The organism is Gimesia chilikensis (assembly GCF_007744075.1).
Taxonomy (GTDB): Bacteria; Planctomycetota; Planctomycetia; order Planctomycetales; family Planctomycetaceae; genus Gimesia; species Gimesia chilikensis_A.
On the sequence record NZ_CP036266.1, the window covers coordinates 7,602,602 to 7,625,803 of the forward strand.

Annotated in this window: 22 protein-coding genes; 5 read left to right on the top strand and 17 right to left on the bottom strand. The window is 53.8% G+C overall.

Translation table 11 applies throughout. The features are described 5' to 3' along the window. Positions 1 to 2 precede the first annotated feature (2 nt). The gene (locus HG66A1_RS28855; RefSeq protein WP_145192537.1) at positions 3 to 1,382 is read left to right on the top strand and encodes an efflux RND transporter periplasmic adaptor subunit; all 1,380 of its coding nucleotides are present in this window, start codon (positions 3 to 5) and stop codon (positions 1,380 to 1,382) included. Between the two features lie 5 nt (positions 1,383 to 1,387). Here the strand turns inward: HG66A1_RS28855 and HG66A1_RS28860 are convergent, their stop codons facing one another. From HG66A1_RS28860 to HG66A1_RS28910, 11 genes are all read right to left on the bottom strand, one after another. Next, positions 1,388 to 2,026, bottom strand: coding sequence for an Hsp20/alpha crystallin family protein (locus HG66A1_RS28860; protein ID WP_145192540.1), 639 nt, complete (start codon positions 2,024 to 2,026; stop codon positions 1,388 to 1,390). A gap of 209 nt (positions 2,027 to 2,235) precedes the next feature. Next, positions 2,236 to 2,487, bottom strand: coding sequence for a (Na+)-NQR maturation NqrM (locus tag HG66A1_RS28865; RefSeq protein ID WP_145192543.1), 252 nt, complete (start codon positions 2,485 to 2,487; stop codon positions 2,236 to 2,238). Positions 2,488 to 2,489: 2 nt separating this feature from the next. Continuing rightward, a complete protein-coding gene (locus tag HG66A1_RS28870) occupies positions 2,490 to 3,560 on the bottom strand; it encodes an FAD:protein FMN transferase (protein WP_232106696.1) in 1,071 nt (356 codons plus the stop codon). Then, on the bottom strand, positions 3,547 to 4,770 hold the full coding sequence (gene nqrF / locus HG66A1_RS28875; RefSeq protein ID WP_145192546.1) for an NADH:ubiquinone reductase (Na(+)-transporting) subunit F: 1,224 nt from the start codon (positions 4,768 to 4,770) through the stop codon (positions 3,547 to 3,549). The genes HG66A1_RS28870 and nqrF overlap by 14 nt, the downstream gene beginning before the upstream one ends. 43 nt (positions 4,771 to 4,813) lie before the next feature. After that, a complete protein-coding gene (nqrE, locus tag HG66A1_RS28880; protein WP_145045036.1) occupies positions 4,814 to 5,425 on the bottom strand; it encodes an NADH:ubiquinone reductase (Na(+)-transporting) subunit E in 612 nt (203 codons plus the stop codon). A gap of 1 nt (position 5,426) precedes the next feature. Next, positions 5,427 to 6,050 carry an NADH:ubiquinone reductase (Na(+)-transporting) subunit D gene (locus tag HG66A1_RS28885; protein ID WP_145192549.1) on the bottom strand — a complete coding sequence of 208 codons (624 nt, stop codon included), beginning with the start codon at positions 6,048 to 6,050 and terminating at the stop codon, positions 5,427 to 5,429. Position 6,051: 1 nt separating this feature from the next. After that, positions 6,052 to 6,855, bottom strand: coding sequence for a Na(+)-translocating NADH-quinone reductase subunit C (locus HG66A1_RS28890; RefSeq protein ID WP_145192552.1), 804 nt, complete (start codon positions 6,853 to 6,855; stop codon positions 6,052 to 6,054). Continuing rightward, complete coding sequence (locus tag HG66A1_RS28895) at positions 6,845 to 8,089, bottom strand: NADH:ubiquinone reductase (Na(+)-transporting) subunit B (protein ID WP_145192555.1); 1,245 nt, start codon at positions 8,087 to 8,089, stop codon at positions 6,845 to 6,847. The genes HG66A1_RS28890 and HG66A1_RS28895 overlap by 11 nt, the downstream gene beginning before the upstream one ends. Positions 8,090 to 8,308: 219 nt before the next feature. Beyond that, positions 8,309 to 9,655, bottom strand: a complete 1,347-nt coding sequence (locus HG66A1_RS28900; RefSeq protein ID WP_145192559.1) for a Na(+)-translocating NADH-quinone reductase subunit A — start codon at positions 9,653 to 9,655, stop codon at positions 8,309 to 8,311. 468 nt (positions 9,656 to 10,123) lie between these two features. Further along, complete coding sequence (locus HG66A1_RS28905; RefSeq protein ID WP_145192562.1) at positions 10,124 to 11,806, bottom strand: family 16 glycoside hydrolase; 1,683 nt, start codon at positions 11,804 to 11,806, stop codon at positions 10,124 to 10,126. 200 nt (positions 11,807 to 12,006) lie between these two features. Then, complete coding sequence (locus HG66A1_RS28910; protein ID WP_145192565.1) at positions 12,007 to 13,482, bottom strand: sulfatase-like hydrolase/transferase; 1,476 nt, start codon at positions 13,480 to 13,482, stop codon at positions 12,007 to 12,009. Between the two features lie 357 nt (positions 13,483 to 13,839). Here HG66A1_RS28910 and HG66A1_RS28915 point away from each other — a divergent pair, with 357 nt between their 5' ends. Both HG66A1_RS28915 and lepA read left to right on the top strand, forming a co-directional pair. Then, complete coding sequence (locus HG66A1_RS28915) at positions 13,840 to 14,853, top strand: ROK family protein (protein WP_145192568.1); 1,014 nt, start codon at positions 13,840 to 13,842, stop codon at positions 14,851 to 14,853. A 65-nt stretch (positions 14,854 to 14,918) separates the two neighbouring features. Beyond that, positions 14,919 to 16,727: a translation elongation factor 4 gene (gene lepA / locus HG66A1_RS28920; protein ID WP_145192571.1), complete on the top strand. Its 1,809-nt coding sequence runs from the start codon at positions 14,919 to 14,921 to the stop codon at positions 16,725 to 16,727. Between the two features lie 15 nt (positions 16,728 to 16,742). Here the strand turns inward: lepA and HG66A1_RS28925 are convergent, their stop codons facing one another. The 6 genes from HG66A1_RS28925 to HG66A1_RS28950 all read right to left on the bottom strand — a co-directional run bounded on the left by HG66A1_RS28925 (position 16,743) and on the right by HG66A1_RS28950 (position 21,284). After that, positions 16,743 to 17,093 (bottom strand): amidohydrolase, encoded by a 351-nt coding sequence (locus HG66A1_RS28925; RefSeq protein ID WP_145192574.1) that lies wholly within the window; start codon positions 17,091 to 17,093, stop codon positions 16,743 to 16,745. Between the two features lie 119 nt (positions 17,094 to 17,212). Next, positions 17,213 to 17,908 carry a hypothetical protein gene (locus tag HG66A1_RS28930; protein ID WP_145045058.1) on the bottom strand — a complete coding sequence of 232 codons (696 nt, stop codon included), beginning with the start codon at positions 17,906 to 17,908 and terminating at the stop codon, positions 17,213 to 17,215. Between the two features lie 68 nt (positions 17,909 to 17,976). Continuing rightward, on the bottom strand, positions 17,977 to 18,675 hold the full coding sequence (locus HG66A1_RS28935) for a hypothetical protein (protein WP_145192577.1): 699 nt from the start codon (positions 18,673 to 18,675) through the stop codon (positions 17,977 to 17,979). A gap of 91 nt (positions 18,676 to 18,766) precedes the next feature. Next, positions 18,767 to 19,180 carry a DUF2752 domain-containing protein gene (locus tag HG66A1_RS28940; RefSeq protein WP_197993707.1) on the bottom strand — a complete coding sequence of 138 codons (414 nt, stop codon included), beginning with the start codon at positions 19,178 to 19,180 and terminating at the stop codon, positions 18,767 to 18,769. 173 nt (positions 19,181 to 19,353) lie between these two features. Next, positions 19,354 to 20,193, bottom strand: a complete 840-nt coding sequence (gene dapF, locus HG66A1_RS28945; protein WP_145192585.1) for a diaminopimelate epimerase — start codon at positions 20,191 to 20,193, stop codon at positions 19,354 to 19,356. 71 nt (positions 20,194 to 20,264) lie between these two features. Beyond that, a complete protein-coding gene (locus tag HG66A1_RS28950) occupies positions 20,265 to 21,284 on the bottom strand; it encodes a 3'-5' exoribonuclease YhaM family protein (RefSeq protein ID WP_145192588.1) in 1,020 nt (339 codons plus the stop codon). Positions 21,285 to 21,710: 426 nt separating this feature from the next. Between HG66A1_RS28950 and HG66A1_RS28955 the strand changes: the two genes are divergently transcribed. Further along, the gene (locus tag HG66A1_RS28955; RefSeq protein WP_145045069.1) at positions 21,711 to 22,049 is read left to right on the top strand and encodes a HesB/IscA family protein; all 339 of its coding nucleotides are present in this window, start codon (positions 21,711 to 21,713) and stop codon (positions 22,047 to 22,049) included. Positions 22,050 to 22,385: 336 nt separating this feature from the next. Further along, on the top strand, positions 22,386 to 23,168 hold the full coding sequence (locus tag HG66A1_RS28960; protein WP_145192591.1) for an SDR family NAD(P)-dependent oxidoreductase: 783 nt from the start codon (positions 22,386 to 22,388) through the stop codon (positions 23,166 to 23,168). Positions 23,169 to 23,202: the final 34 nt, after the last annotated feature.

A 23,202-nucleotide genomic window follows, 5' to 3' on the forward strand; every position in this document is an offset into this window, starting at 1 on the left:
CCATGTCCCGAAAATCCATCCTGATCACAGTCGGCCTGCTGGCGGTGCTGGGGTTGTATTATCTTTTCAGCGAAGCGCCGCAGCCGGTGGATGTTACAGCCGCGGAGACAGGCACCGTCAAGGCGTTCATCGAAGAACGCGCCAAGACCAGCCTGCCTCGCATCTACCGCATCGCCATGCCGCTCAACGGGCGGGTGATGCCCATCACCGTGCAGGAAGATGAAAAGGTCACCCAGGGACAGGTCATCGCGGAGATGGATACGTCCGACCTGGATGCCGAAGTCGCCAAAGCCCGCTACCGCGTGGAACAGTATGCCCGCAAAATCATCGAACAGTCCGACAATCGCCTGGAAGATAACTCGCTCGACCAATTCGATGAGTTCCTCAAATCAATGAATCTCACCGTCGAAGCCGCCAGCAAACAGCAGGATGCCAGTAAAGCCAAATGGACCTACGCGCGGGACGAGTACGATCGCAAGTATCAGCTGTTTCAAAAGAACGCACTGTCGGCCAGTGAACTCAGTGAAGCAGACCTCTTCAAAAAACAGAGCGAAATCGATTACCAGAAAGACATTCTCACCTGGCGGGCCCTGCAGGCCATTCAAAGTGCGATGCAGATTGGCAAAATTTCGATTCAGAAATACAAAGAGAAGAAAGTCCTCTCCGAAGCAGTCCTGCAGGAAGAGAAGAAAGAAGCAGAGTCTCAGCTTGAGCAGTTACAGCGCGACCGTAATCGGGCCACGATGCGGAGCCCCATTGATGGAACCGTGCTGGCGAAACACTTCTCCAACGAGCGTACGCTGCCCGCTGGCGAAATCCTGCTCGAGCTCGGTCAGCTGGATGATCTCGAAGTCGAAGCCGATGTTCTCTCTCAATACGTGGGCAACATCCACGTCGGTTCGCCCGTCGATATCGAAGGTCCCGCCATCGGTCCTGAGCCCGTGCAGGGAAAGGTCAAACGGATCTACCCCAAGGGCTTTACCAAGATTTCTTCGCTGGGCGTCGAGCAGCAGCGCGTGAAGGTCATCATCGGCTTTGACCGGAACATCTTCAAACAGCTGCAACAGCAGCAGCGGACTCTGGGCACCGACTTTCGGGTGCGGGTTAAAATCTATACGGACATCAAACCGGATGTGGTCAAGGTTTCCCGCTCGACACTGTTTCGTAACGGATCAGGACAGTGGCAGGCCTACGTGGTTCGGAATAACCGTACGGTGCTCGTCGATGTTGAACCGGGGGTGATGAATGATTTCGAAGCGGAGATCAAAGCGGGAATTAAAGCCGGCGATCGACTGATCGTCGCCCCCAGCATGAATCTGACTTCGGGACAGTCTGTGGAACCGCACCTGATTAAGAACCTGGAGCGGTCCCCGGCCGACTGACCTGTTTAAAAGCTGGTGCCGGATGCACTGTTGATCGGAATCTGTCGCGGCTTTTCTGTCGAAGCCTTATCCAGCTGGATACTCAGAATTCCGTTTTGCACGGAGGCGGAGACCTTATCCGGATCGACGGCAACAGGCATGGGTACCGAACGACGGAATTGACCGGAAGGACGCTCACTCATCCGCACGGTCTGACCGGCGGTGGTTGTCGTCCCGGTGCTGCGGGTACCGGTCACGGTCAGCATATTGCCGGCCAGTGTGATATTGATCTCTTCGGCAGTCACACCGGGCAGATCAATATAGACCTGAACCTGCTCTTCCAGCTCCATCAGATCGACACGGGGAACCCAGACAGGATCGTTGCCAAACAGGCCCAGTCGATCCAGGGCCCGTTCTCCCTGCTCGACAGCGACACCCAGCAGCTTATCGAATTCGGTGCGCAGCCGTTCGATGGAATTCGGAATGCCCGTAGAGTCAGATCGCTTACCTTCGGTTGATTCCTGCGATTCCGACTGGCTGGATTCGGACTGTGCTGATTCTGAATAAGTAGAACCAGCCTGTTCGGCCTGGGTCTGTTCCGTGGATGCTTCTTCGGTATGAATATAAACGGGATCCGGCTGGCCCGGTTGATCGGCTGATGACATGCTAAACTCCTCTTCCGAGTGCGACTGACGTCGCGCTCATTTCAAATGTGATGTTCCACAAAAGCGCTTCCCCTGCGGGTGGAATCCACTTTTGACTGTATTGTCTCACATCTGATTCGAACTGCCAGTAAAATTCTTGAAAATTACCGGCGGATTTTATGAGGGAGCTGTCATTGACTGACTATAGTAAGCCGAATGAAGCGGTCAGACTATTTCGCGCCGGAGGTCAGACTGGTGTCTTCTTCCTCGACAGCACAGGAGCCAGCGGCCGTCGCGTGATCGTGCTCTTTCATCTTGTCGCCGACTGAGCAACCACCACACTGGGAGCAGCCTTCGGCTCCTTCGATGTTGTTCAGACCGCCACACGAGCCTTTGATACACCGGTTACTGAAGATCACACCAACGGCCATCCCCGCGAAGGCCAGGGCAAAGATTGCCAGAGCAAACAGGACTGTTGACATAATTACTGCTCCTCACCGAACTGCTTCTGCCAGGCAGGCGAGAAGCGTTCTGTAAAACCGGCGTCTGTTTTCACGATAAAATAAGCGGCGATGTCCCGCTTTTGTACCCAATTATACCCCTCATCGGGGCCTAATACCATCAGGCATGTCGCGATCGCGTCGCAATTCATGCAGGTTTCCCCCACCACGGTCACCGAAGCGAGCCCATGAGTCGCTGGTCGCCCGGTACGGGGATCAATGGTGTGTGAATAGCTGACGCCATCCACCTCAAAAAAATTACGATAATTGCCCGAAGTCGCCATCGACAGGTTGGACAGTGGTACGATCTTCTGCACCACCCGGGTTTCACTCACCGGCTTTTCGATGCCAACCTTCCAGGCTTCGCCGCGCTGATTGATGCCCCGGGCCCGCATCTCGCCACCGATTTCCACCAGGTAATTTTCGATACCACGAGACTCGATGAGTTCGGCAACCGCATCGACACCGTAGCCTTTTGCGATAGCCGACAGATCGACGTACACGTCGGGAATCAGTTTCTTCAGTGCCGCAGGTGACTCCTGCACCTGGATATGATGATAACCCACCTTCTTGCGGGCCGCTTCTATCTTCTCGTCTGCAGGCAGCGTCTTCTTGCCGGGATCCGGACCGAAGTGCCACAGGTTGACCAGTGGGCCGACGGTCATATCGAAGGCCCCGTCGCTGTCTTCACTCAAATTGAGACCGGCTGCGACGACTTTGACCACAGCAGGTGCGACGGGTAACCATTGATCGGGTTCCGCCTGGTTGAACAGGGATAGTTCCGAATCTTTGATGTAGGTCGACATCTCCTGGTTGATTTCCACGAGCAGCTGATCGATGTCCTGTTTCAGCTGCCCGGTATCAACCTTATCTGCCGCAGGGGAACAGACCGTAATGTGATAGGTCGTTCCCATCGTCGGCCCCTCGATCTGCTGCTTCTGTAATGCAGCAGAATCGGGGCCTGATTCATCGTTCCGGCATCCCGTGACCTGCAGGCAACACAGCAGCAGGCCGAGCGTCCAGAACCACGCGGATTGTCTGTTAACCGAAGTCATCGTAGCGGACGTTCTCAGGTTCAACTCCCAGATCATCCAGCATGTTACGTACGGCTGACAACATCATTGGCGGACCACAGATGTAGTACTCACAATCTTCGGGAGCAGGATGCTTGCTCAGGTATTCGTCCAACAGCACCTGGTGGATGAAGCCCTGCAGACCGCTCCAGTTATCTTCCGGCATCGGATCTGAAAGCGCGATATGCATCTTGAAGTTCGGGAAGTCCTGTTCGATCGCCCGGAATTCATCTTCGTAGAACATTTCACGCATACTGCGGGCACCGTACCAGTAGGAGACCTTCCGGTTGGTTTTGCGTTCTTTGAAGAGTTCGTAGATGTGAGATCGCAGGGGGGCCATACCAGCACCACCACCGATGTAGATCATTTCGGCATCGGTTTCCTGGATAAAGAACTCACCGTAAGGACCGGAGATAGTAACTTCATCACCAGGCTTCAGGTTAAAGATGTATGAGGACATCTTCCCGGGAGGAGTGCCATCCGGTGCGCGGGGCGGAGGTGAAGCCACACGCACGTTAAGCATGATAATGCCTTTTTCACCCGGATAGTTGGCCATGGAGTAAGCACGGATGACCGGCTCTTCGACCTTGGACTCAAACCGCCAGAGATCGAACTTGTCCCAGTCTTCTTTATACTCATCGGGAATATCAAATTCGCTGTATTTGATATGGTGCGGCGGAGCTTCAATCTGAATATAACCACCTGGCTTGAAGTTTACGTCTTCACCGACAGGCAGTTCCAGAACGAGCTCTTTAATGAAGGTCGCCACGTTGTCGTTGGACTTAACCTTACACTGCCATTTCTTGGTTTCGAAGACTTCAGGTGGTACTTCGATATCCATGTCAGCCTTGACCGGCACCTGACAGGAAAGTCGGCAACCTTCGCGGACTTCGCGGTTGTTAAAGTGAGAGCGTTCGGTCGGCAGGATATCGCCGCCGCCCTGCAGCACGCGAACCTCACATTGAGCACAGGTTCCCCCACCACCACAGGCAGATGAGACGAAAATCTGATTCTCGGCGAGAGCGCTCAGCAGTTTCCCACCCACGGGAACTTCGATTTTCTTCTGCTCGTTCACAGTAATTGTGACGTTACCGGAGGCAACCAGTTTTGATTTCGCGACCAGAATGATGGCGACCAGGGCCAGCACAATGCCCGTGAACATCACCACGCCTAACAGAATTTCTATACCCATGATTAAACTTTAACCGCTCAATAAATTAGGAAAATGTTAAGTCTCAGAGCTGGATACCGGAGAAAGCCATGAAGGCCATCGCCATCAGTCCAACGGTAATAAAGGTGATGCCCAGACCGCGTAATCCCGGTGGAACATCACTGTATTTCATTTTCTCCCGCACACCTGCCAGCGCCAGAATCGCCAGTGCCCAGCCGACACCGGAACCGAAACCGAAGACGCAGCTTTCGGGGAAGTTGTAGTCTCGTTCTACCATAAACAGGGTTCCCCCCAGGATCGCGCAGTTCACGGTAATCAGCGGCAGGAAGATCCCCAGCGAGTTGTAGAGAGCGGGAACGAACCGGTCGAGGGTCATTTCCAGGATCTGCACCATCGCCGCAATCACGCCGATGTAACAGATCAGACCGACGAAGGTCAGGTCGACATTGGGATAACCGGCCCAGGCCAGTGCGCCCTTCTTCAACAGGTGCTGATAGATGATGTTATTGACGGGAACAGTAATCGTCTGAATGACAACCACAGCGATCCCCAGACCGAAGGCGGTCTTCACATTCTTGGAAACGGCCAGAAAGGTACACATTCCCAGGAAGAAGGCCAGTGCCAGGTTTTCAACGAACAGACACTTGATAAACAGGCTCAGATAATGCTCTAACATGTTATGCTTCCTCCACCTGATCGGTCTTCCAGGCTCTTAAGGCCCAGATGGTGAAACCGATAATAAAGAACGCGCTGGGAGGTAATAACATCAGGCCATTGGCGTCATACCAGCCACCCTCGCGACTCAGTTTCAAAATGGTAACTCCAAACAGGCTGCCGGATCCGAACAGTTCCCGGAAGAAGGCAACCAGCATCAGGACTGCACTGTAACCCAGCCCGTTTCCAATCCCGTCCAGGAAGCTGATGCCTGGCTCGTTTTTCATCGCGAACCCTTCGGCACGCCCCATCACGATACAGTTGGTAATAATCAGTCCCACAAACACGGACAGCTGCTTGCTGATTCCGAAGGCGAATGCCTTGAGGAACTGATCGACCAGAATCACCAGTGAGGCGATGATCGTCATCTGCACGATAATGCGGATACTGCCGGGAATCTGCAGACGAATCGAAGCGACTGCGGCGTTCGAGCAGGCAGTCACCAGGGTTACCGCGATACTCATCACGAGTGCGGTCTCCATCTTGGTTGTTACCGCCAGAGCGGAACAGATTCCAAGGATCTGCAACGCAATCGGGTTGTTATTAAAAATCGGTCCGGTCAGAACCTCTTTTTGTCGTGAATTCATATTACTTTCCCTCCTTTTCCCGAACCTGTTCGAGATAAGGCTTAAATCCTAGGTCACCCAGCCAGAAATCCAGCAGGTGGGTTACGCCGCGAGAGGTAATGGTGGCTCCCGAGAGGCCGTCCACTTCATGTTCCGCATTGGGGGACTCCGGATTGACGCTCCCCTTAATGACTTCGATATCGGGCTGGAAGTCTTTGTTGTAGACTTCTTTGCCTTTCCACTGTGCCTTCCACTTGGGGTTATCAACTTCACCACCCAGCCCGGGTGTTTCCCCCTGTTCGTAGAAGGTCAAACCCTGCACGGTGGTCAGGTCGGTCTGCAGAGCCAGGAAGCCCCACATGGTAGACCAGAGACCTTTGCCGCGGACGGGCAGAACATACTGAGTCAGCTGACCGTTCTCATCGTTGATCAGGTAGACCCAGGAATAGTTTTCGCGACGTTTGATCCCGGCGATGTCCTTGCTGGGCTCGATTGCCGTGCTCAGCTTGGGATTGTCGATTGCCGCCTTCTGGTCGTATTCCGCAGGATTGGGGAACAGTTCCTTGTCGTCGGTTACGACTTTACCTGAGTCGAGATCAACGATAATCCCCTCAACCCGCTCGTCATAAATCTTCATGACGTTCTTCGCGTCATCACCTGGTTGGATCAGGCCCGCCACGGAGAGGATGTTCTTTTTACGTTCGATCTCTTTATTCAGTTCCTGCTTGCTGCGCAATCCGACCGCAGCCCCGGAAACCAGAATCGAGCAGACCACACACAACGTGGCCGATACGATAAATGTGAAACCTATTGAATCACGCGACATTTCGCGCCAACCTTCTTTTAATGTTTGCTTGAACCACGTAATAATCAATCAGAGGAGCGAAGACGTTGCCGAACAGAATCGCCAGCATGATCCCCTCTGGATACGCAGGATTGACGACCCGAATCAGGATTGTCATTCCCCCAATCAAAATTCCATATAACCAGCGACCGGTGTCGGTCATCGCTGCGGAGACCGGGTCGGTCGCCATGAAGACCAGACCGAAGGCCAGACCACCGACAACCAGGTGCCACTGCGGAGGCATGGCGAACATCGCGTTGGTATTGCTGCCAATCATCCAGAGCAGTGTGGCTAAGCCCATCGATCCGGCAAGCACACCCGCCATCACACGCCAGGAACCAACGCCGATCAGGATCAGGAAGATCGCTCCGAGGAGACAGGCCAGAGTTGAAGTTTCACCCATGGACCCCTGAATGGTTCCCAGGAACGCCTGCGACCAGGAGATACCAAGGCCTCCCTCAGAGATGGGATTGGTGACTGCTTTCATGCCGACTTCGGGAGCAGCGGTGGCCATCTGCCCCAGTGAAGTAGCACCACTGAAGCCATCAACGGCAGTCCAGACTGTGTCACCCACGATCTGTGCCGGATAGGCAAAGTATAGAAACGCACGTGCTGTTAATGCGGGGTTGAGGAAGTTTTTCCCTGTACCACCGAAGATTTCTTTACCGACGACCACCCCGAAGCTGATGCCCAGTGCAACCTGCCAGAGGGGAATTGTGGGAGGCAGCGTTAACGGGAAAAGCATCCCGGTCACCAGGAAGCCTTCGTTGATTTCGTGACGCCGCACGATACAGAACAGACCTTCCCAGGCCCCCCCTACCGCCATACAGACGATATAAACGGGCAGGAAGTAAAGTGCCCCATGCACCAGGTTGGAGAGCAGGCTGTTCGCATCGGGAACTACGCCCAGCGAGGACATGATCGCACCCCGCCAGCCCGGTACCGATTCGATGCCCATGGTACTCATCGCCGCATTGGCCTGATACCCGGTGTTATAAAGTGCCATAAACACACAGGGCAACAGAGCCACAATGACCATACTCATCATGCGCTTCAAGTCGATGGAGTCGCGCACATGAGAGGCTTCACTGGTCACTTCACCCGGCGTATACAGGAAGGTATCCTGCGCTTCGTAAAGTGGGTAAAGCTTCTCGAACTTACCCCCTTTATCGAAGAGAGGGTGCATCTTATCAAGAAGATTTCGTAACGGCTTCATTTCGAGGTTTATCTTTCCTGTTTGACAGCCCCTGAATCAGGCTCAGGCGGGCCATCAGCAACTTTGACTGTCTCTGACTGCGAGCCGAAACGAATACGTTTCAGAGCGATCAGTCAGGCTGACATCTTTCAAAACAAATTGAGTTATCCGGCTTACAATCACACTCAGTGAAGGCTTGGCGAGTTTCACAGTCAAAGCCCTTCCCGGGCCAACACTGTATCAGCCCTCGATTTCAATTTTGGTCAAATTGTCTCGCAGCAGTGATCCGTAGTTGTATTTGCCCGGGCAGACAAACGTGCACAACGACAGGTCTTCTTCATCCAGTTCCAGGCATCCCAGCAGTTTTGCCTGTTCGGTGTCTTCCGTAATCAGTGCCCGCAACAGGAAGGTCGGCAGGATATCCAGCGGCATCACTTTTTCATAAGTGCCGATGGGAATCATGGCTCGCTTACTGCCTTCGGTGGATGTAGTGAAAGGCACTTTCTTGCCTTTACCGGTCCAGGAAGAAGCAAATACAGGCACGACCGAGAACTTATTGAATCCGGGGCCCATCCAGCCCAGGAAGTCACGGTGTGTTCCCTCTTTGAGCGCGGTAACCTGCAATGCATAGCGGCCCAGGTAAGCAAACGGGCCTTCGGCTGTTCGGCCGGCGAGAGCGGAACCGGAAATCACCCGATCAACGCCTTCTTCGAGGTTGCCGTCTGTCAGGTCAGCCAGACTGGCTCCCATGATGGTTTTCACCAGTTTCGGATTCTTAACCACAGGACCCGCGATGGAAATCACGCGTTCGTTGTAAAGCTGACCGGTGCTAAAGAGTTTGCCAATCGCGATCACGTCCTGGTAATTGATGTACCAGACGGTTTTCTTATCGCTGACCGGATCGAGGTAATGAATGTGTGTGCCGGGGAGACCTGCGGGGTGCGGGCCGCCGAATTCTTCAACCGTCACAAAATCCAGCTCGCAGCCTGGCAGATTGGTTCCCGGTGCTTTACAGAGATAGAGCTTGCCTTCGGTCAATGCCTTCAGGACCTGCAGCCCCTGAGAGAATGCGCGGGGCTCTTCACTCAAGACCACTTCCGGTGGCGGAGCGAGAGGGCTGGTGTCGATAGCGGTCACAAAGATCGAATGCGGTGTCGATTCGGGCGAAGGCACTTTGCTGTAAGGACGGGTCCGCAGACTGGTCCAGAGTCCAGACTGCAGCAGGTTCTCGGTGACCTGCTCGCGAGTCAGACTGGCGAGTTGACCTTCTTCATAAGAAGTGAAGGTCTCTTCTTCTTCGCCGGCGAGTTCAATCACCAGGGATTGAAAAACGCGTTTAGCACCGCGGTTGATTTCAGTCACTTTCCCGGCGGCGGGAGCGGTGTAGATGACGCCTTCGATCTTTTTGTCGCTGAACAGCAACTGACCTTTTTTAACGGTATCACCGACTTCAACAGCCAGCGTCGGTTTCATACCGATATAGTCCGGGCCGATCAAAGCAACTGATCGAACTTGTGGCCCGTTTTCGATCAAAGCGGAAGGCTCACCTGCGATGGGCAGATCCAGACCTTTTTTAATTGTAATCATTGAATTATGAACCTGAATGCAACGAGTGTTTCTGACTGACTCGCCTGATGTGGTATCAATCACCACCTGAATGCTGTACAAATCCGATTAAGGGCATTTCTGCAATGTGCTTGCTGGTTTTATAGGCGCAAGATCTCTAGTGCCCAATAATTCGCGGCTATTTTACACAGATCCCCCCCGTTTTGTAGTGAAAGCAGGGAACAAATTGGATCATTTTCCATTCTGTATCAGAAAAGCTCGATTCGTAGTTCATTCAGCACCTTTTCCGCGATTCTCAATGCTGAGAACCGACGCGTAATGCATCTAATTGCACCGCGCATCAGGTCTTTTCAGCAGAATCTCCCAGCCTGTTTCCTGATGTCTCAATCCGATTTCAACGCTTTTGAATACTCAAAAAAAAACCACCTGAGAACAACACGCTCTCAGGTGGCGGGATTTTACTTTGATGGTTTAGAGTTTAGTTTCGGCTTACAGTTCCAGCAACTTTACATTCTTATACCAGACTTTGTGTCCGTGGTCCTGAAAACCGATGTAACCTTTCCGCGGGAAGTCTTTGACGGCCGCCTTGAACTTGTGCGCAGAACCATCCAGACGCTTGCCCGGCTCAGTCCATTCATCTGCATTCAGTTTGGCAACCACTTCTCCATTCACGGCGACGCTGATGTGCGGACCTTTGCAGGTAATCTCAAAATGAGTCCATTCGCCAGGTGCACTGGCCAGATTCTTTGCAGGTGATACGAGGTCATAGATCGCACCGAAATCGTGCATACCGGTGCCGTCGCCACTTAAGACCTGCGCTTCGAAGCCGGTCTGCACGGGGTTCTTCAGATCACCCACGCGGAAAAAGATTCCGGAGTTGCACTCTTCAGGCATCTTGACATCGCACTTGAATTTGAAATCACCAAATTCTTTGTTGTAGACGATCAGGTAACCACCCGACTTGTAAGGCACCAGAGCGCCGTTTTCGATCGGGGCAGCGATCTTCTTACCGTTGCTGCACATCCAGCCCTTGTAGTTCTCGCCGTTGAACAGCAGTTTCCAGCCTTCAGCTTTTTCAGCTGCAGTCAGCTTGTTATCTGATTCTGAAGCACCGGAGTCAGCCACATCGAGCCTGGCCAGCTTCTTCGCAGCCTGCTTTTCAGCTTTTTCCATGACGCTTGCCAGGGTGACTTCTTTACCCCCCTGACGTTTACTTTCGTCAGCAGCTTCCATGAATGCGTAGATTTCCAGCGTCTCTTCAGGGCTCACAGGCGGCTTGCCGGTGCGGAAGAACTTTACGATCTCCACCAGCAGTGGCTTGTAACCGTCGTAACCACCCACGGCGACTTCACCGTTTTTACCGACTGCGGTTCCGCCATAACCTTTAGGGGTTCCCTTACGGACACCAGCGAAATGCCCTTCACGACCACCGGCCCATTTGCCGGCGACTTCATCCCGATCAGCGTTGCTGACTGTACGGGTGACAGACTCACAACCAGGTCCCATGACGGTAAACAGAGTTTCGACACCGTGGATCCCGTACCAGTAGAGGTCGGGATGCGTGCTTTCCAGCGAACAGGGGCTGTGGGTGCTGGCCTTCATGATCTTTCCCTCTTCGCCGTTCCGCAGACGCTGTGCGCCCTTGGCAAACCGCAGTGATGAGGAGGAGAACATCGGAGTATTGTATTTTTTGGAGAGTTCGAACAGAGCGACGGCATCGGTCAGCGAAGCAGCAATCGGCTTGTCGATGAAGACCGGCTTGCCTGACTGGAGAACTGGCAGTGCCTGTTTCAGGTGCGGGCGACCATCGTTTGTTTCGAGGAAGACCACATCGACTTTCTCCAGCAGTGCGGGAATGGAATCGACGATTTCCACGCCCATTTCCTTCACCTGCTTCGTGTAGCCGGGAACGCGAGAGACACTGGATTCAATGTCCGGGCTTCCCTTGGGATAAGCGGCGACGATTCGACAGCCAGCCAGATCCCCTTCCGGGTTGCCGGTATTCAGCATCTTGGTAAAGGCAATCGCGTGCGAAGTATCCAGGCCGATAATCCCGGCTTTGAGTACCTTCTTGGCATCTTCAGCGGAGACGGAGCTGCCCAGGGCGACTGTCAACAGCAGCAGGGCGCAACAGGCCTGACAGAAAAGACGTTTAAAAAGTCCAGAGTTCATAATGTTCCTCTATCGTGGATGACAGGTAAGCTGATACGGAAACAGGCAGGTAAAGCGACTGCGTCTGCAAAGACGGTGCCGCCTTCGATTTCCTTATGAATGTTTATAAAATCGATTATGGTCAATCCAGTGTACCAAATGCAATCGCACGGCGGCTGGGAGTCGGAATTTTCAGCGTTTCCTCCGCAAGGTGACGCAACTCAATCGGCGTAGTCTTTGCCATTCAGGCTGTCGACCACCGAATGCTGCCAGCCTTCCAGGGCGGCTTTCATCTTCTTGAACCGCTGCGGATCCTGTTTCGACAGATCATGCTGTTCGGACGGATCCTGTTTGAGGTTATACAGGGTGAATTTCGGCGTTCCCTTTTTGTTTTCCATTTTCAGGACTTTATAATCGCCGTCGATCAGTGCAGCAGAACCCGGAAGTTTATCCTGGGAATACAGTGTTTTCAGGCTGCCGGCATCGGCATCCGGAACTGGTCCGGGCGGATTGGGTTTTCCGGGAGACTGCTGTTTCTGTAGCGCCAGTAGAATATCCGTGCTGCGTTTAGGGTGCCCTTTGATGGGGTAGGTCCAGAAGCCCATTGGTTTGTCGCGGGACATTTTGTGTCCTTCGATGAGGGGCAGCAGACTTTCACCATCCAGCGTGGGCTGATGTGAGACCTTCGCACCGGTTACGGCTAACACTGTCGGGTAGATGTCGATGGTGCCGCAGGGCATGTCTGAGGTTTCCGGTTTCTTGATGACCGCTGGCCACTCGATCAGCGACGGCACGCGAATGCCCCCTTCCCAGAGGTTTCCTTTATATCCTGCCAGACCGCCGGTCGCCTGAGAGCGGGGTCCGTCTTTTTTGAACTGGGGAGGTCGGGGACCGTTATCACTGGTGAACCAGAGCAGTGTATTCTCTGCGAGTCCCAGATCGCGGAGCTGCCTTCTCAGATGTCCCATCGCGCGGTCGACGCCGCTGATTTCACCAAAATAGTTCTGGAAAGCAGGATCCTGATTGGGATACAGGGCTTTGAGTTCGTCCACCGCCTCGTGGGGCAGATGCGGATTACCAAACCAGATGACCGCCAGGAAGGGCTGTTCTTTTTTCTGAGCCCCCTTCATGAAGTCGAGTGCCGCATCGACGGTGACGCGAGAACTTTCTCCCTTGAGCTGCTCGACCATTCCGTTATGGCTCATGTAAGGATCGTTTTCGTAGAAGTTCGGACTCGAAACCCATTCGTCAAAGCCGCTGTTCCCCGGAGAGACAGGACTGTTAGCCTGCACCGAACCGAGGTGCCATTTCCCGAAGTGACCGGTCGTGTAACCAGCAGACTTGACCGCCTCAGCGACTGTGACTTCCTGCGGACGTAAGGTATGTCCCCAGCTGAAGCAGGCGAAGCGGTTCGGGTGTCGTCCAGTCAGAAAACTGCCTCGAGTAGGCGAACAGACGGGCGCTGCTGCATAAAAGCGGTCCAGCCGCAGACCAGAGGCCGCCATATCATCCAGGTGCGGCGTCTTGATTACGGGGTGCCCATTAAAGGATGTTTCGCCCCAGCCCTGGTCGTCGGTCATGCAGAGCACGATATTCGGCCGCGCTGTTTTTTCAGCGGCGTGCAGGCTGACAAGGGTACTGGAGAAACAGAATCCACAGAGAAGGAGCAAAGCGGAGCAGACGAAGCGGCGTAGCATATTGTGACCTCAAGGTTGAATCGGGGAGGCAGGTAAGCGAGTCGATATTTCATCCTGTCCCAAATCAGACAGGGCGCCAAGGTTCTTTCCCGGGCCGGCACTGATTTTCTGCAAAGTTCTTCTGAGCCCGCTCTCATGCCTGAAATGCCGTGCTGATGATTGCATCCCCCCTGCCTGCTCGGCTATACTTCTCACGTGTATCCGGACCTCCCTCTGAACTGACGTCGATTGCTGTTTTCCCCTGCCACAATCAACTTACGTCTTCAAGGCAATGATTGAGACTGCCCCAGCCTCATTCGGGGCACGTTTGAGAGTCGTTCCAGAATTCCAGAGAAAAACAGAGGAACCCCAGGCAACATGAAACCGACAAAGCCTCAAGAACCTTATTTTGTCGGCATTGATATCGGTGGTACGAACGTCAAGGTCGGTATCGTTGATGATGCCGGCCAGACACTTGCCTTCTGTAAAACGAGCACCGATGTCCCTTCAGGCGTTGAGGCGGGCCTGAAAAACATCTACCAGGCCATCGACGATGCCCTGGCTGACTGTCGGCTGACAATGGACGACATCAAAGCCATCGGTATCGCCACTCCCGGTACGATGGATATTCCCGGGGGCAAACTGGTCGATCCGCCGAATCTTCCGACCTGGAAAGGTTTTCCGATCCGCCAGACCGTCTGTGATCATTACGGCGGCAAACCGACGATCTACCAGAACGATGCGAACGCGGCCGCCTATGGAGAATACTGGATCGGCGGTGCCCGTGAGGCACATAGTCTGGTGTTCTGGACACTGGGCACGGGCATTGGATGTGGTATTATTATAGATGAAATGATCATTGAAGGTCGTCACTCACACGGGGGCGAATGCGGACACATCGTCATCCAGATGGATGACGGACGGTTATGTGATTCAGGACAATATGGTACACTCGAAGCTTATGCGGGTGGCACGTCCCTGGTGAAGCGCTGCCAGGAACAGCTGGACGCCGGTCGCGAGTCCGTCCTGAATGACATGCTGCAGCAGGGCCAGGAACTGACTCCCCTGCTGATCTCCGAGGCCGGAGAACAAAACGACGAACTGGCAACCGAGCTGATTATGGAATCCGCCCGCTGCCTGGGAGTCGGCACGACAAACCTGATGCACACTATCGATCCGGACATGGTTCTGTTCGGCGGTGCAGTGACATTCGGAGGCAAGGGTACAGCCCAGGGAGACCGTTTCCTACAGCGCATCCGGGAAGAGGTCCAACAACGCGCGTTCTCGGTTCCCTACGAGAACACGATCATCGACTACGCAGAACTCGGAGCAGACGCCGGATACATTGGCGTCGCCGGCTGTGCGCGACTGGCCTGCCTCAAAGCAGAATAAAATTAAAACGTGCCCGGTACACTAAACGCCGGGCGGTCTGAACGACAGGAAACCGAGAAACCTTTATGGCAACTGAGCCCCGTCTGATCCGAAACTTTTCGATCGTAGCACATATTGACCACGGGAAAAGTACGCTGGCCGACCAGCTGCTCCTGAAAACCGGCGCCATCACGGAGCGGGAATTCAAAAACCAGATTCTGGATGACCTGCAGATTGAACAGGAACGCGGAATTACGGTCAAAGCCCGCACGGTGGTGATTCACCACAAATACAAAGGTGAAACATACGAGCTGAACCTGATCGACACCCCCGGTCACGTCGACTTCCACTACGAAGTCTCCCGCAGCCTAGCTGCCTGTGAAGGCGCGCTGCTGCTCGTCGACGCCTTTCAGGGTGTGCAGGCCCAGACCGTCGCGAACGCCTACGCCTGTATCAACGCCGACCTGTCGATCATTCCGGTCGTCAACAAAATCGACCTGCCCGTGACTCGTATCGACGAAGTGCTGGAGGAAGTTGAATCGGTCGTCGGCCTCGACCCCGAAGAAGCACTCAAAGTCAGTGCCAAGAGCGGAATCGGCATTGAAGATGTGCTCGATGCCATCGTCGAACGCATCCCCCCTCCGAGCGGAGATCCCAGTGCGCCACTGCAGGCACTGGTGTTCGACAGCAAGTACGATCATTACCGCGGTGTCGTTACCTACGTCCGTGTGGTCCAGGGAACGGTAGAAAAAGGCCAGACGGTCGTCCTGATGCGAGGCGGTACCAAGCTGGATATTATCGAGATCGGCCAGTTCACTCCGCACATGAAAGCCGTCAAGTCGCTGGGGCCCGGACAGGTAGGTTACCTGGTCAGTGGTGCGAAGGAACTCAGCCAGGTTCACGTGGGGGATACCATCGCCGACCCCAAAAAACTGCCGGCTGCCCCCCTGCCCGGTTACCAGACTCCACAACAGATGGTGTTCTGCGGAATGTATCCTATCGAAGCCACCGACTTTGAAAAGTTGCGTGAAGAGCTGCAGAAGCTGAGCCTCAATGACGCCAGTTTCAGTTTCGTACCAGAAACCAGTGACGCTCTGGGCTTCGGCTTCCGTTGCGGCTTCCTGGGCATGCTGCACATGGAAATCATCCAGCAGCGTCTGGAACAGGAATTCAATATCGACCTGTTGCAGACCGCGCCCAACGTAACTTACGAAATCCTGGAGCGCAGCGGCGAAGTTTTACACCTCGATAACCCGCAGGATGTTCCCGATGCAAGCCGCATCGAAGAATTCCGCGAACCGATCGCGCTGGTGAATTTCATCCTGCCTGCAGAGAACATCGGCACCATCATGCAGCTCTGTTCCGACCGCCGCGGGATCTACAAGAATACCGAGTACCTGGGAACCAACCGGGCACAGCTGGTTTACGAACTGCCGCTGGCGGAAATCGTCTACGACATGTACGACCGCCTGAAAAGCGCGACTAAGGGTTACGGTACGATGGACTACGATATCATCGGCTACCGCGCAGCCGACCTCGTCAAGATGGACATCCTCGTCAAAGGGGAACGCGTTGATGCCCTCTCCACGATCGTGCACCGCTCACAGTCCGAGCGTCGTGGACGCGGTCTGGCGAAGCGGCTCAAAGAGGAGATCTCCAAGCACCAGTTTGAAATCCCGATTCAAGCCGCGATTGGCGGAAAGATCATCGCTCGCGAGACGATCAAAGCCCTCCGTAAAAATGTGACCGCCAAGTGTTACGGTGGTGACATCACCCGTAAGCGCAAGCTGTGGGAAAAACAGAAAGAGGGCAAGAAACGCCTCAAGCAGTTCGGCCAGGTCGAGATTCCCCAGAAGGCGTTCCTCGCGGTACTGGATGCGACCAAAGAAGAGTAACCGACTCGAGCGGAATTACTCTTCGACGTCTGCCAGCAATGCTTCGAGCGCCTGGGTGCAGCCTTTCATCGAGATCACGGCCTGCTCGAAGTTGGTATGCAGTGATGCTTCCGGCGCATCCAGTGCAAACTGATCAGTGGCTTTGCGGAGCCGACTGATTTTTTTGCGGAGCATCTTGAGATACGCGTCCGGATCATCCACGCGGGTTTCCAGTGCCCGCGAAGCATCAAAGACAGCCCGCGTGATTCCCATGAGCTCCGGGTAATCGTCTACTTCATCGCAGTGCTTGATAAACGTTCGCACCATCCAGGCATGTGCCAGGATCACCTGACTGCGTTCTACCAGTTCCTGTTTGCTGATCGACATGACGTCACTCTGATTGAAACTCAACGTCTTTCACCGGCGGGCACCTCGATGGCCCCGCACTTCATCGCTCTGAAAGTAACGCTTCAGAAGCAGACATGCAAGAGTTGACTCAGCTCGAATCAGATCGCGTGGGTGAAGTCGTCGCCGCGGTAGTACTCGTAGAACAGACGGCCGATTTCATCGCTGAGTCGCGAGAGGTACTCTTTCTTGAACTTGGAGAACGTGACTTCCGAGGTCGCCCGCGGAGCCCTGAGCGGATAGAAGGACGTGATCTCTTTGCTGTAGAGTTTATCGCCTTCGCCGTTTTCATCCATTTCATAGACCGTGACCATCCCTTCGGCGCGACCACGGTAGAGGTCAGAACTGTTTTCTTCGTAGAGACTGTATTTATGCAGTTCGATATGAATCACGTATGTCACATCAAAGGCTTCGCCGATTTCTTCCGGCTTGTCCCAGTCCGGGTTCTCATCCATCCAGGCACGAATCCGATCCGGATTGACCATCTTCACTCCATGCTGATGCAGCTGGAACGTGGTGTACTTTGCCAGGTCGTTGTGAATGCCGTCGAAGTTGTACTGCAGTTCCAGTGGTGCATAACAGACGATCGCAACGGTTACATCCTTGTCGGTCAGCGACTTTGAAGTCTGGGCATCGAAGTCCGGCTCAATCGATGGCGGCCCCCCGATCAGGTAACCCAGCAGGATGAAATAGTTGCAGCCCGACAGCGTCGTACACAATATCAGTACCAGTGCCAGCTTGCTGACTGTCTGCAAAAACCGTTTATGAATACGTTGTTTCAACGAAAAACTGTTCATCGTGTGATCCTTCACAACTCCGAATTGATGTTCTGGTCTGCTGTCCTGTACCAAATTGAAAGTGACGATCAGTAAATTTCTTCACTGGAATGGTAGTTATAGAAGAAGCGACCAATCTGATCGGCGATGCGATCAAGGTATTTCTTTCTGAAGACTTTGGGAGATTCCTGTTCGATCGAAACCGGCATATGGCTCGGAAACTCTGAGGTGTAGTTGGTCTCGAAGACAGACAGTGCCCGGCGATACCCGTCGACATCCTGCACTTCATAGGCAGAGACGGTACCGTATGCTTTTCCGCGAAGCAGGTTCGGGCTGTTGGGCTCGCGGTAATCGAACTCGTCGATGTCGACGTGAATGATGTAATCGACCTCGAAGTTTTCCGCCAGTTGATCCACGTCGTTCCAGACGCCGCCATTGTCATCGAGCCAGGTCGCGACTTCACCGGTATCCTGAACCACGATCTCCCGACGCTTCAGATCGTAAGTAATCTGTTCCAGCAGATCGTAATTCAGGGACGGATAATCAGAACGGATTGATTCCGGAGTCGAACAGATCACCAGGACCTTTTTATGTTCTTCCGACAGATCGATATTGGTCCGCCTGGTAAATTCGCAGGTGACCAGGGGGTCGCCAAAGAATAATTTTCCGGCCATTACTCCCAGAGAACATCCGCTGGCCTCCAGACAGACCAGCGCCAGCAGCACCACGACGCAATAGCGTCGGGGAGTGGAGAGTCTGCTTTCGATCTGTTGTTTCAGTCGCATCATTTCAGCCATCCTTGGCATGAACCGCTAAGATTTGTTGTGATAGATTTGATTTGAAAGGCGGGTTCTCACGCGCGCTGACGCGGCGCAAGTATTAAAATGTCATCCTGAAAGCCCACTCCATCACGGTGATCGAAGTCAGACCACAGATCAGCCAGAGCAGACAGAGTTCAGGATTGGAGATCAGCCAGAGCCGTCTGTGATACACGCTGATCCAGGACCAGGGAATCATAGCCAGACAGACCAGTGCCAGAATCAACCCGGACGTATTAGCCTGGGCAGACTGACTTAACTGACCTCGAACAAAATGTGAAAAGGAAGTTGTCATCCCACAACTGGGACAGGGAATTGAGAATTGATTTTTGATGACGCAGGGTGCAAAACCGAGTTGTTGATGTGAACCGAAGCCTCGCGGATCCGGCTGAATTCGAATCGCAACACAAAATCCGCCGATCAGAAACAGACTCCAGCAAATCAACAGCAGCCGCAGTTTCCATCCAATGGGCATGCCCGGATGTAATTCACGCAGCGCCGACAACAGCCGATTGTCTGACGTTCTGGCAGTGGGTTTGGAATTGAAATTCATTATTGAGAATGAGAGAAGCCGAGGTTTATCAGTTCTATAATTTTACTGCAAGACCAGATCCGGAAAATGTCCATCTGCTCCTGACAGGCTACCATTTATTGAGGCCCCGTCCAGATCCCCTCGTAGACTTCGACAGCCGGACCGGTCATGTAGACTTCTCCCGCCTCGGCCCACTCGAGCCGTAAATCACCACCGGGCAAGTGGATAAGCACATTTCGTTCGGACCGCCCCGTCAAGACGCCCGCCACCGCAGAAGCACAGGCTCCGGTGCCACAAGCCTGGGTTTCGCCCGAACCACGTTCCCAGACGCGCATCTTCAGTTCGGAAGGAGAGACGACTTCGATGAATTCCGCGTTGACCCGATTGGGGAACATCGGATGCACTTCTACTTTCGGTCCGATCCCATGCACCCAGTGATCGTTGAGTTCGTCAACGAAGGTAATACAGTGCGGGTTCCCCATGGAAACACAGGTCACCTTAAGGCTCTGATCGCCCAGATCCAGGTCGGCATCGACCGGAGGATCGCCGGGGAGCAGCGTGGGAATCTCGGCACTTTTGAGAATCGGATGTCCCATGTTGACGCGCACCTGGCTGACGCGGCTTCCCGCCAGTTCCAGGTCCAGATGCAGTACACCGGCCCCGGTTTCGATCTTCAATGTCTGCTGTTTCGCGATCCCATGATCATAAACGTATTTCGCGACACAACGCACGCCGTTCCCGCACATTTCCGACTCGCTGCCATCTGCATTGAACATCCGCATGCGGGCGTCGGCTTTTTCTGACGGGCAGATCAGAATCAGTCCGTCCGATCCGATGCCTTTGTGCCGGTCGCTGACCGCCATCGCCAGGCTGGCAATGTCTTCAGGGAGGGACTCTTCAAAACAGTTGACATAGACGTAGTCGTTGCCGGCTCCGTGCATCTTGGTAAATTTCATCGTCGCTTTTCTTTTCTCTGATCTTATACAGGCTCTGGATAACTCCCGTCAGCCCTGGAATGAATTCTCTATTATTCTGGCGTTTTCAGCCCCAGAAAGATACTCCGCCGCAGGGCATTATCGCGTCCGGAAAACGCATCTTCGTTTCCGGGCAGGATATTTTCCAGCGTGGTAGCCATCATGTGGAACTTGGCGTCTACATCATCTGCGTAATGCACCAGCAGTGCTTCCGGGGTATGCGGGGCGATAGGCGATCCCCATTCGGGCAGATTCTGATGCGAGACAATCATATGTTCCAGTCGCAGCAGTGTCTCAGGGCTGAGTTCCTCAAATTTTCGGGCGTGCTCCCGTACGAGATCACGGCCCAGCAGGATATGGCCGATCAATCGTCCCGCTGGTGTGTAGCTGGAGGCGTGCGGTTTGTAATCAAGTTCGTTCAGCTTGCCGATGTCGTGCAGGATGGCCCCTGATACCACCAGAGATTTGTTCAGCGGCGGTTGCATCTCCCGGTAATAGTCCCTGTATTTGTCGGCCAGATAGCAGGCGGTCCGAGTGACTGAGAGCACATGTTCCAGAAAGCCCCCGGTGAACGCATGATGATTTCTGCTGGCCGCAGCGATCACTTTGATCTGGTCTGCATATTCATCCAAAATGTCCAGCACCAGATCGCGCAAGGGTTCCTCGGTAATCTGTTCGCGGGCAATGTCCGTCAGCTCTGCAAACATTTCGTCGCTGGAAAAACGGGAGCGTTTGAAATACAGGCCGGGGTCGAATCCATCCTCGGCGTCTTCGTCATTCACTGGACGAATGCGGTCAATGTCCAGTTGCGGACCGTACTTACTTTCTTCGTAGCGAGCTCGAACTTTGTAGAACTCCCCCTCGCTCCAGTTGGTCTCACAGTCTTCAAACCAGGGAGTGTCGCTCCAGATCATCGCGGTGGCCACTGTCGCATGGTCGCGGAACTGGACCCGAAAATAAGGCTTCCCGTCCCGCGTGTTTGAACGCTGTCGGGAAACGAGCAGGACAAAACTGTCCGCCATCTGACCAGGTTCCATTTCACTCAGCAGCATGACTTCTCGCGCGGTGTTCATATCGTCTGCCCTTAGTATGTGTTTCAGAAGATAATTTCTCTTCACATTTTAGCGCCGAAGTGGCGTAAGTGCAAAAGAGGATGTTCAGTGCCCCCGATGCAATACCAGACTTATTGCTCCACATATACGAATAAGAGTCTCGCTACCAGAGTCTGGTCTGGATGCCCAAAACCCTTAAATTTCAGCACTTGAAAGGAGTCCCGCTTTGCGATAAATATATTTAAGACGAATCTCGCCTGTTTGATGAGATCTGAGCAAAATGCGTCTCGGAAAAGATCGAAACCCTGCTATAATAACAGGAGATCAACAACGGCAAACAGGCTCGCTCCTACCCGTGGTGAATTTCAGATTTTTGACCTGTTTTTGCCGATAAACTCAATGCGCGGGTCAAGCAACCAGACTTTTTTCAATTGGAGATTATTTTCCATGGCTGTCACAATTACTGAAAATGCTTCCAACGAACTGAAGCGTTTCAAAGAGAATTCCAATTACAGTGAAGATTCTCTCTTACGTATCGGGATCGTTTCCGGTGGTTGCAGTGGTTTCTCATACGACTTCAAATTCGTTGAACCAGCTGAATACAACGAAGAAAACGATACCATTTCCGAACAACACGGAGTGAAAGTCGTTGTCGACAAGAAGAGCAGCCTGTTCCTCGACGGTACCACCGTAGACTACTACGAAGGCCTCGACAAACGCGGTTTCACTTTCGATAACCCCAATGCTGTCAAATCCTGCGGATGCGGCAGCAGCTTCTCTGCCTGATTGAGTCTCTAACCGGGGCTTACCCCCCCGCCTCGATCCAGAGTAATCCAGATAAAGATTTCGCCGAGGAGCAGAGATTGCTCCTCGGTTTTCTTTGTTTTGGGACGCCGCTCGTTTACATTGATACTACAGCAACCTGCGGCTCGCATCGATCGGTTAAGCGAATTCCGGTGAAAGGCTCCCGAAAATCACCAGTTACGGGGGCATTCTCAGAGCCGGTCTGCGGCTTCCCACCGGAGTCCCCGGTCGCTATAACTCAGACTGGCGGTGCTGCTGATACAGTTTACCGGCATCATTATCCTGTTAGAGACAATCAACACGAAGGAAAAGATCACAATGAAACTGGAAGGGCGAAATGCGCTCGTGACGGGCGCCTCTCGGGGCATCGGTCGAGGATGTGCGATTGAAATGGCCAAAGCAGGCGCCAATGTGGCGATCAATTATCGCTCCCATCCCGAAGAAGCGGAAGAAGCAGCTGAAGAAGCCCGCTCTTACGGCGTGAAAGCCATCACTGTCCAGGCTGATGTCTCTGATCAGGCCTCAGTTGAAGCCGCTGTGGCCAAGACTGTTGAAGAATTTGGCAGCCTTGACCTGTTCGTTTCCAACTCTGCCTACAGCGATCGGGAACTGATCCTGGAAGCAGACATGGAAGGTTTCAAACGAACCATCGATGTGACCATGTGGGGTGCCTTCTTTGGCGTTCGGGCGGCTGCCGCCCAGATGACTAAACAGGGCTCAGGTGGCTCCATTGTCGTCATCAGTTCTCCGCATGCGGTCATCGCGATTCCGACCTCAGCCGCTTACAACATGGCGAAAGCCGCCATCGACCACATGGCACGTACCGCTGCCATCGAATTCGCGCAGCATCGCATCCGTGTGAATACCGTTCATCCCGGCTGGATTGATACTCCCGGTGAGCGGAAGTTCTTTACCGATGAGCAGTTGCAGGCCGGTGCGGAAAACATCCCCTGGAAACGACTGGGAACCCCGAATGAAGTCGGCAAACTGGTGACCTTCCTCTCCAGTCCCGATGCCGATTACATGACCGGTGGTACCACCACGATTGATGGTGGAATCAGCCTGCCCTGGTGGTCCAATCGGGCCGAGGGTGCACAGTAAATCCGGCAGGGATTCCGGGCCAGAACCCAGTCAG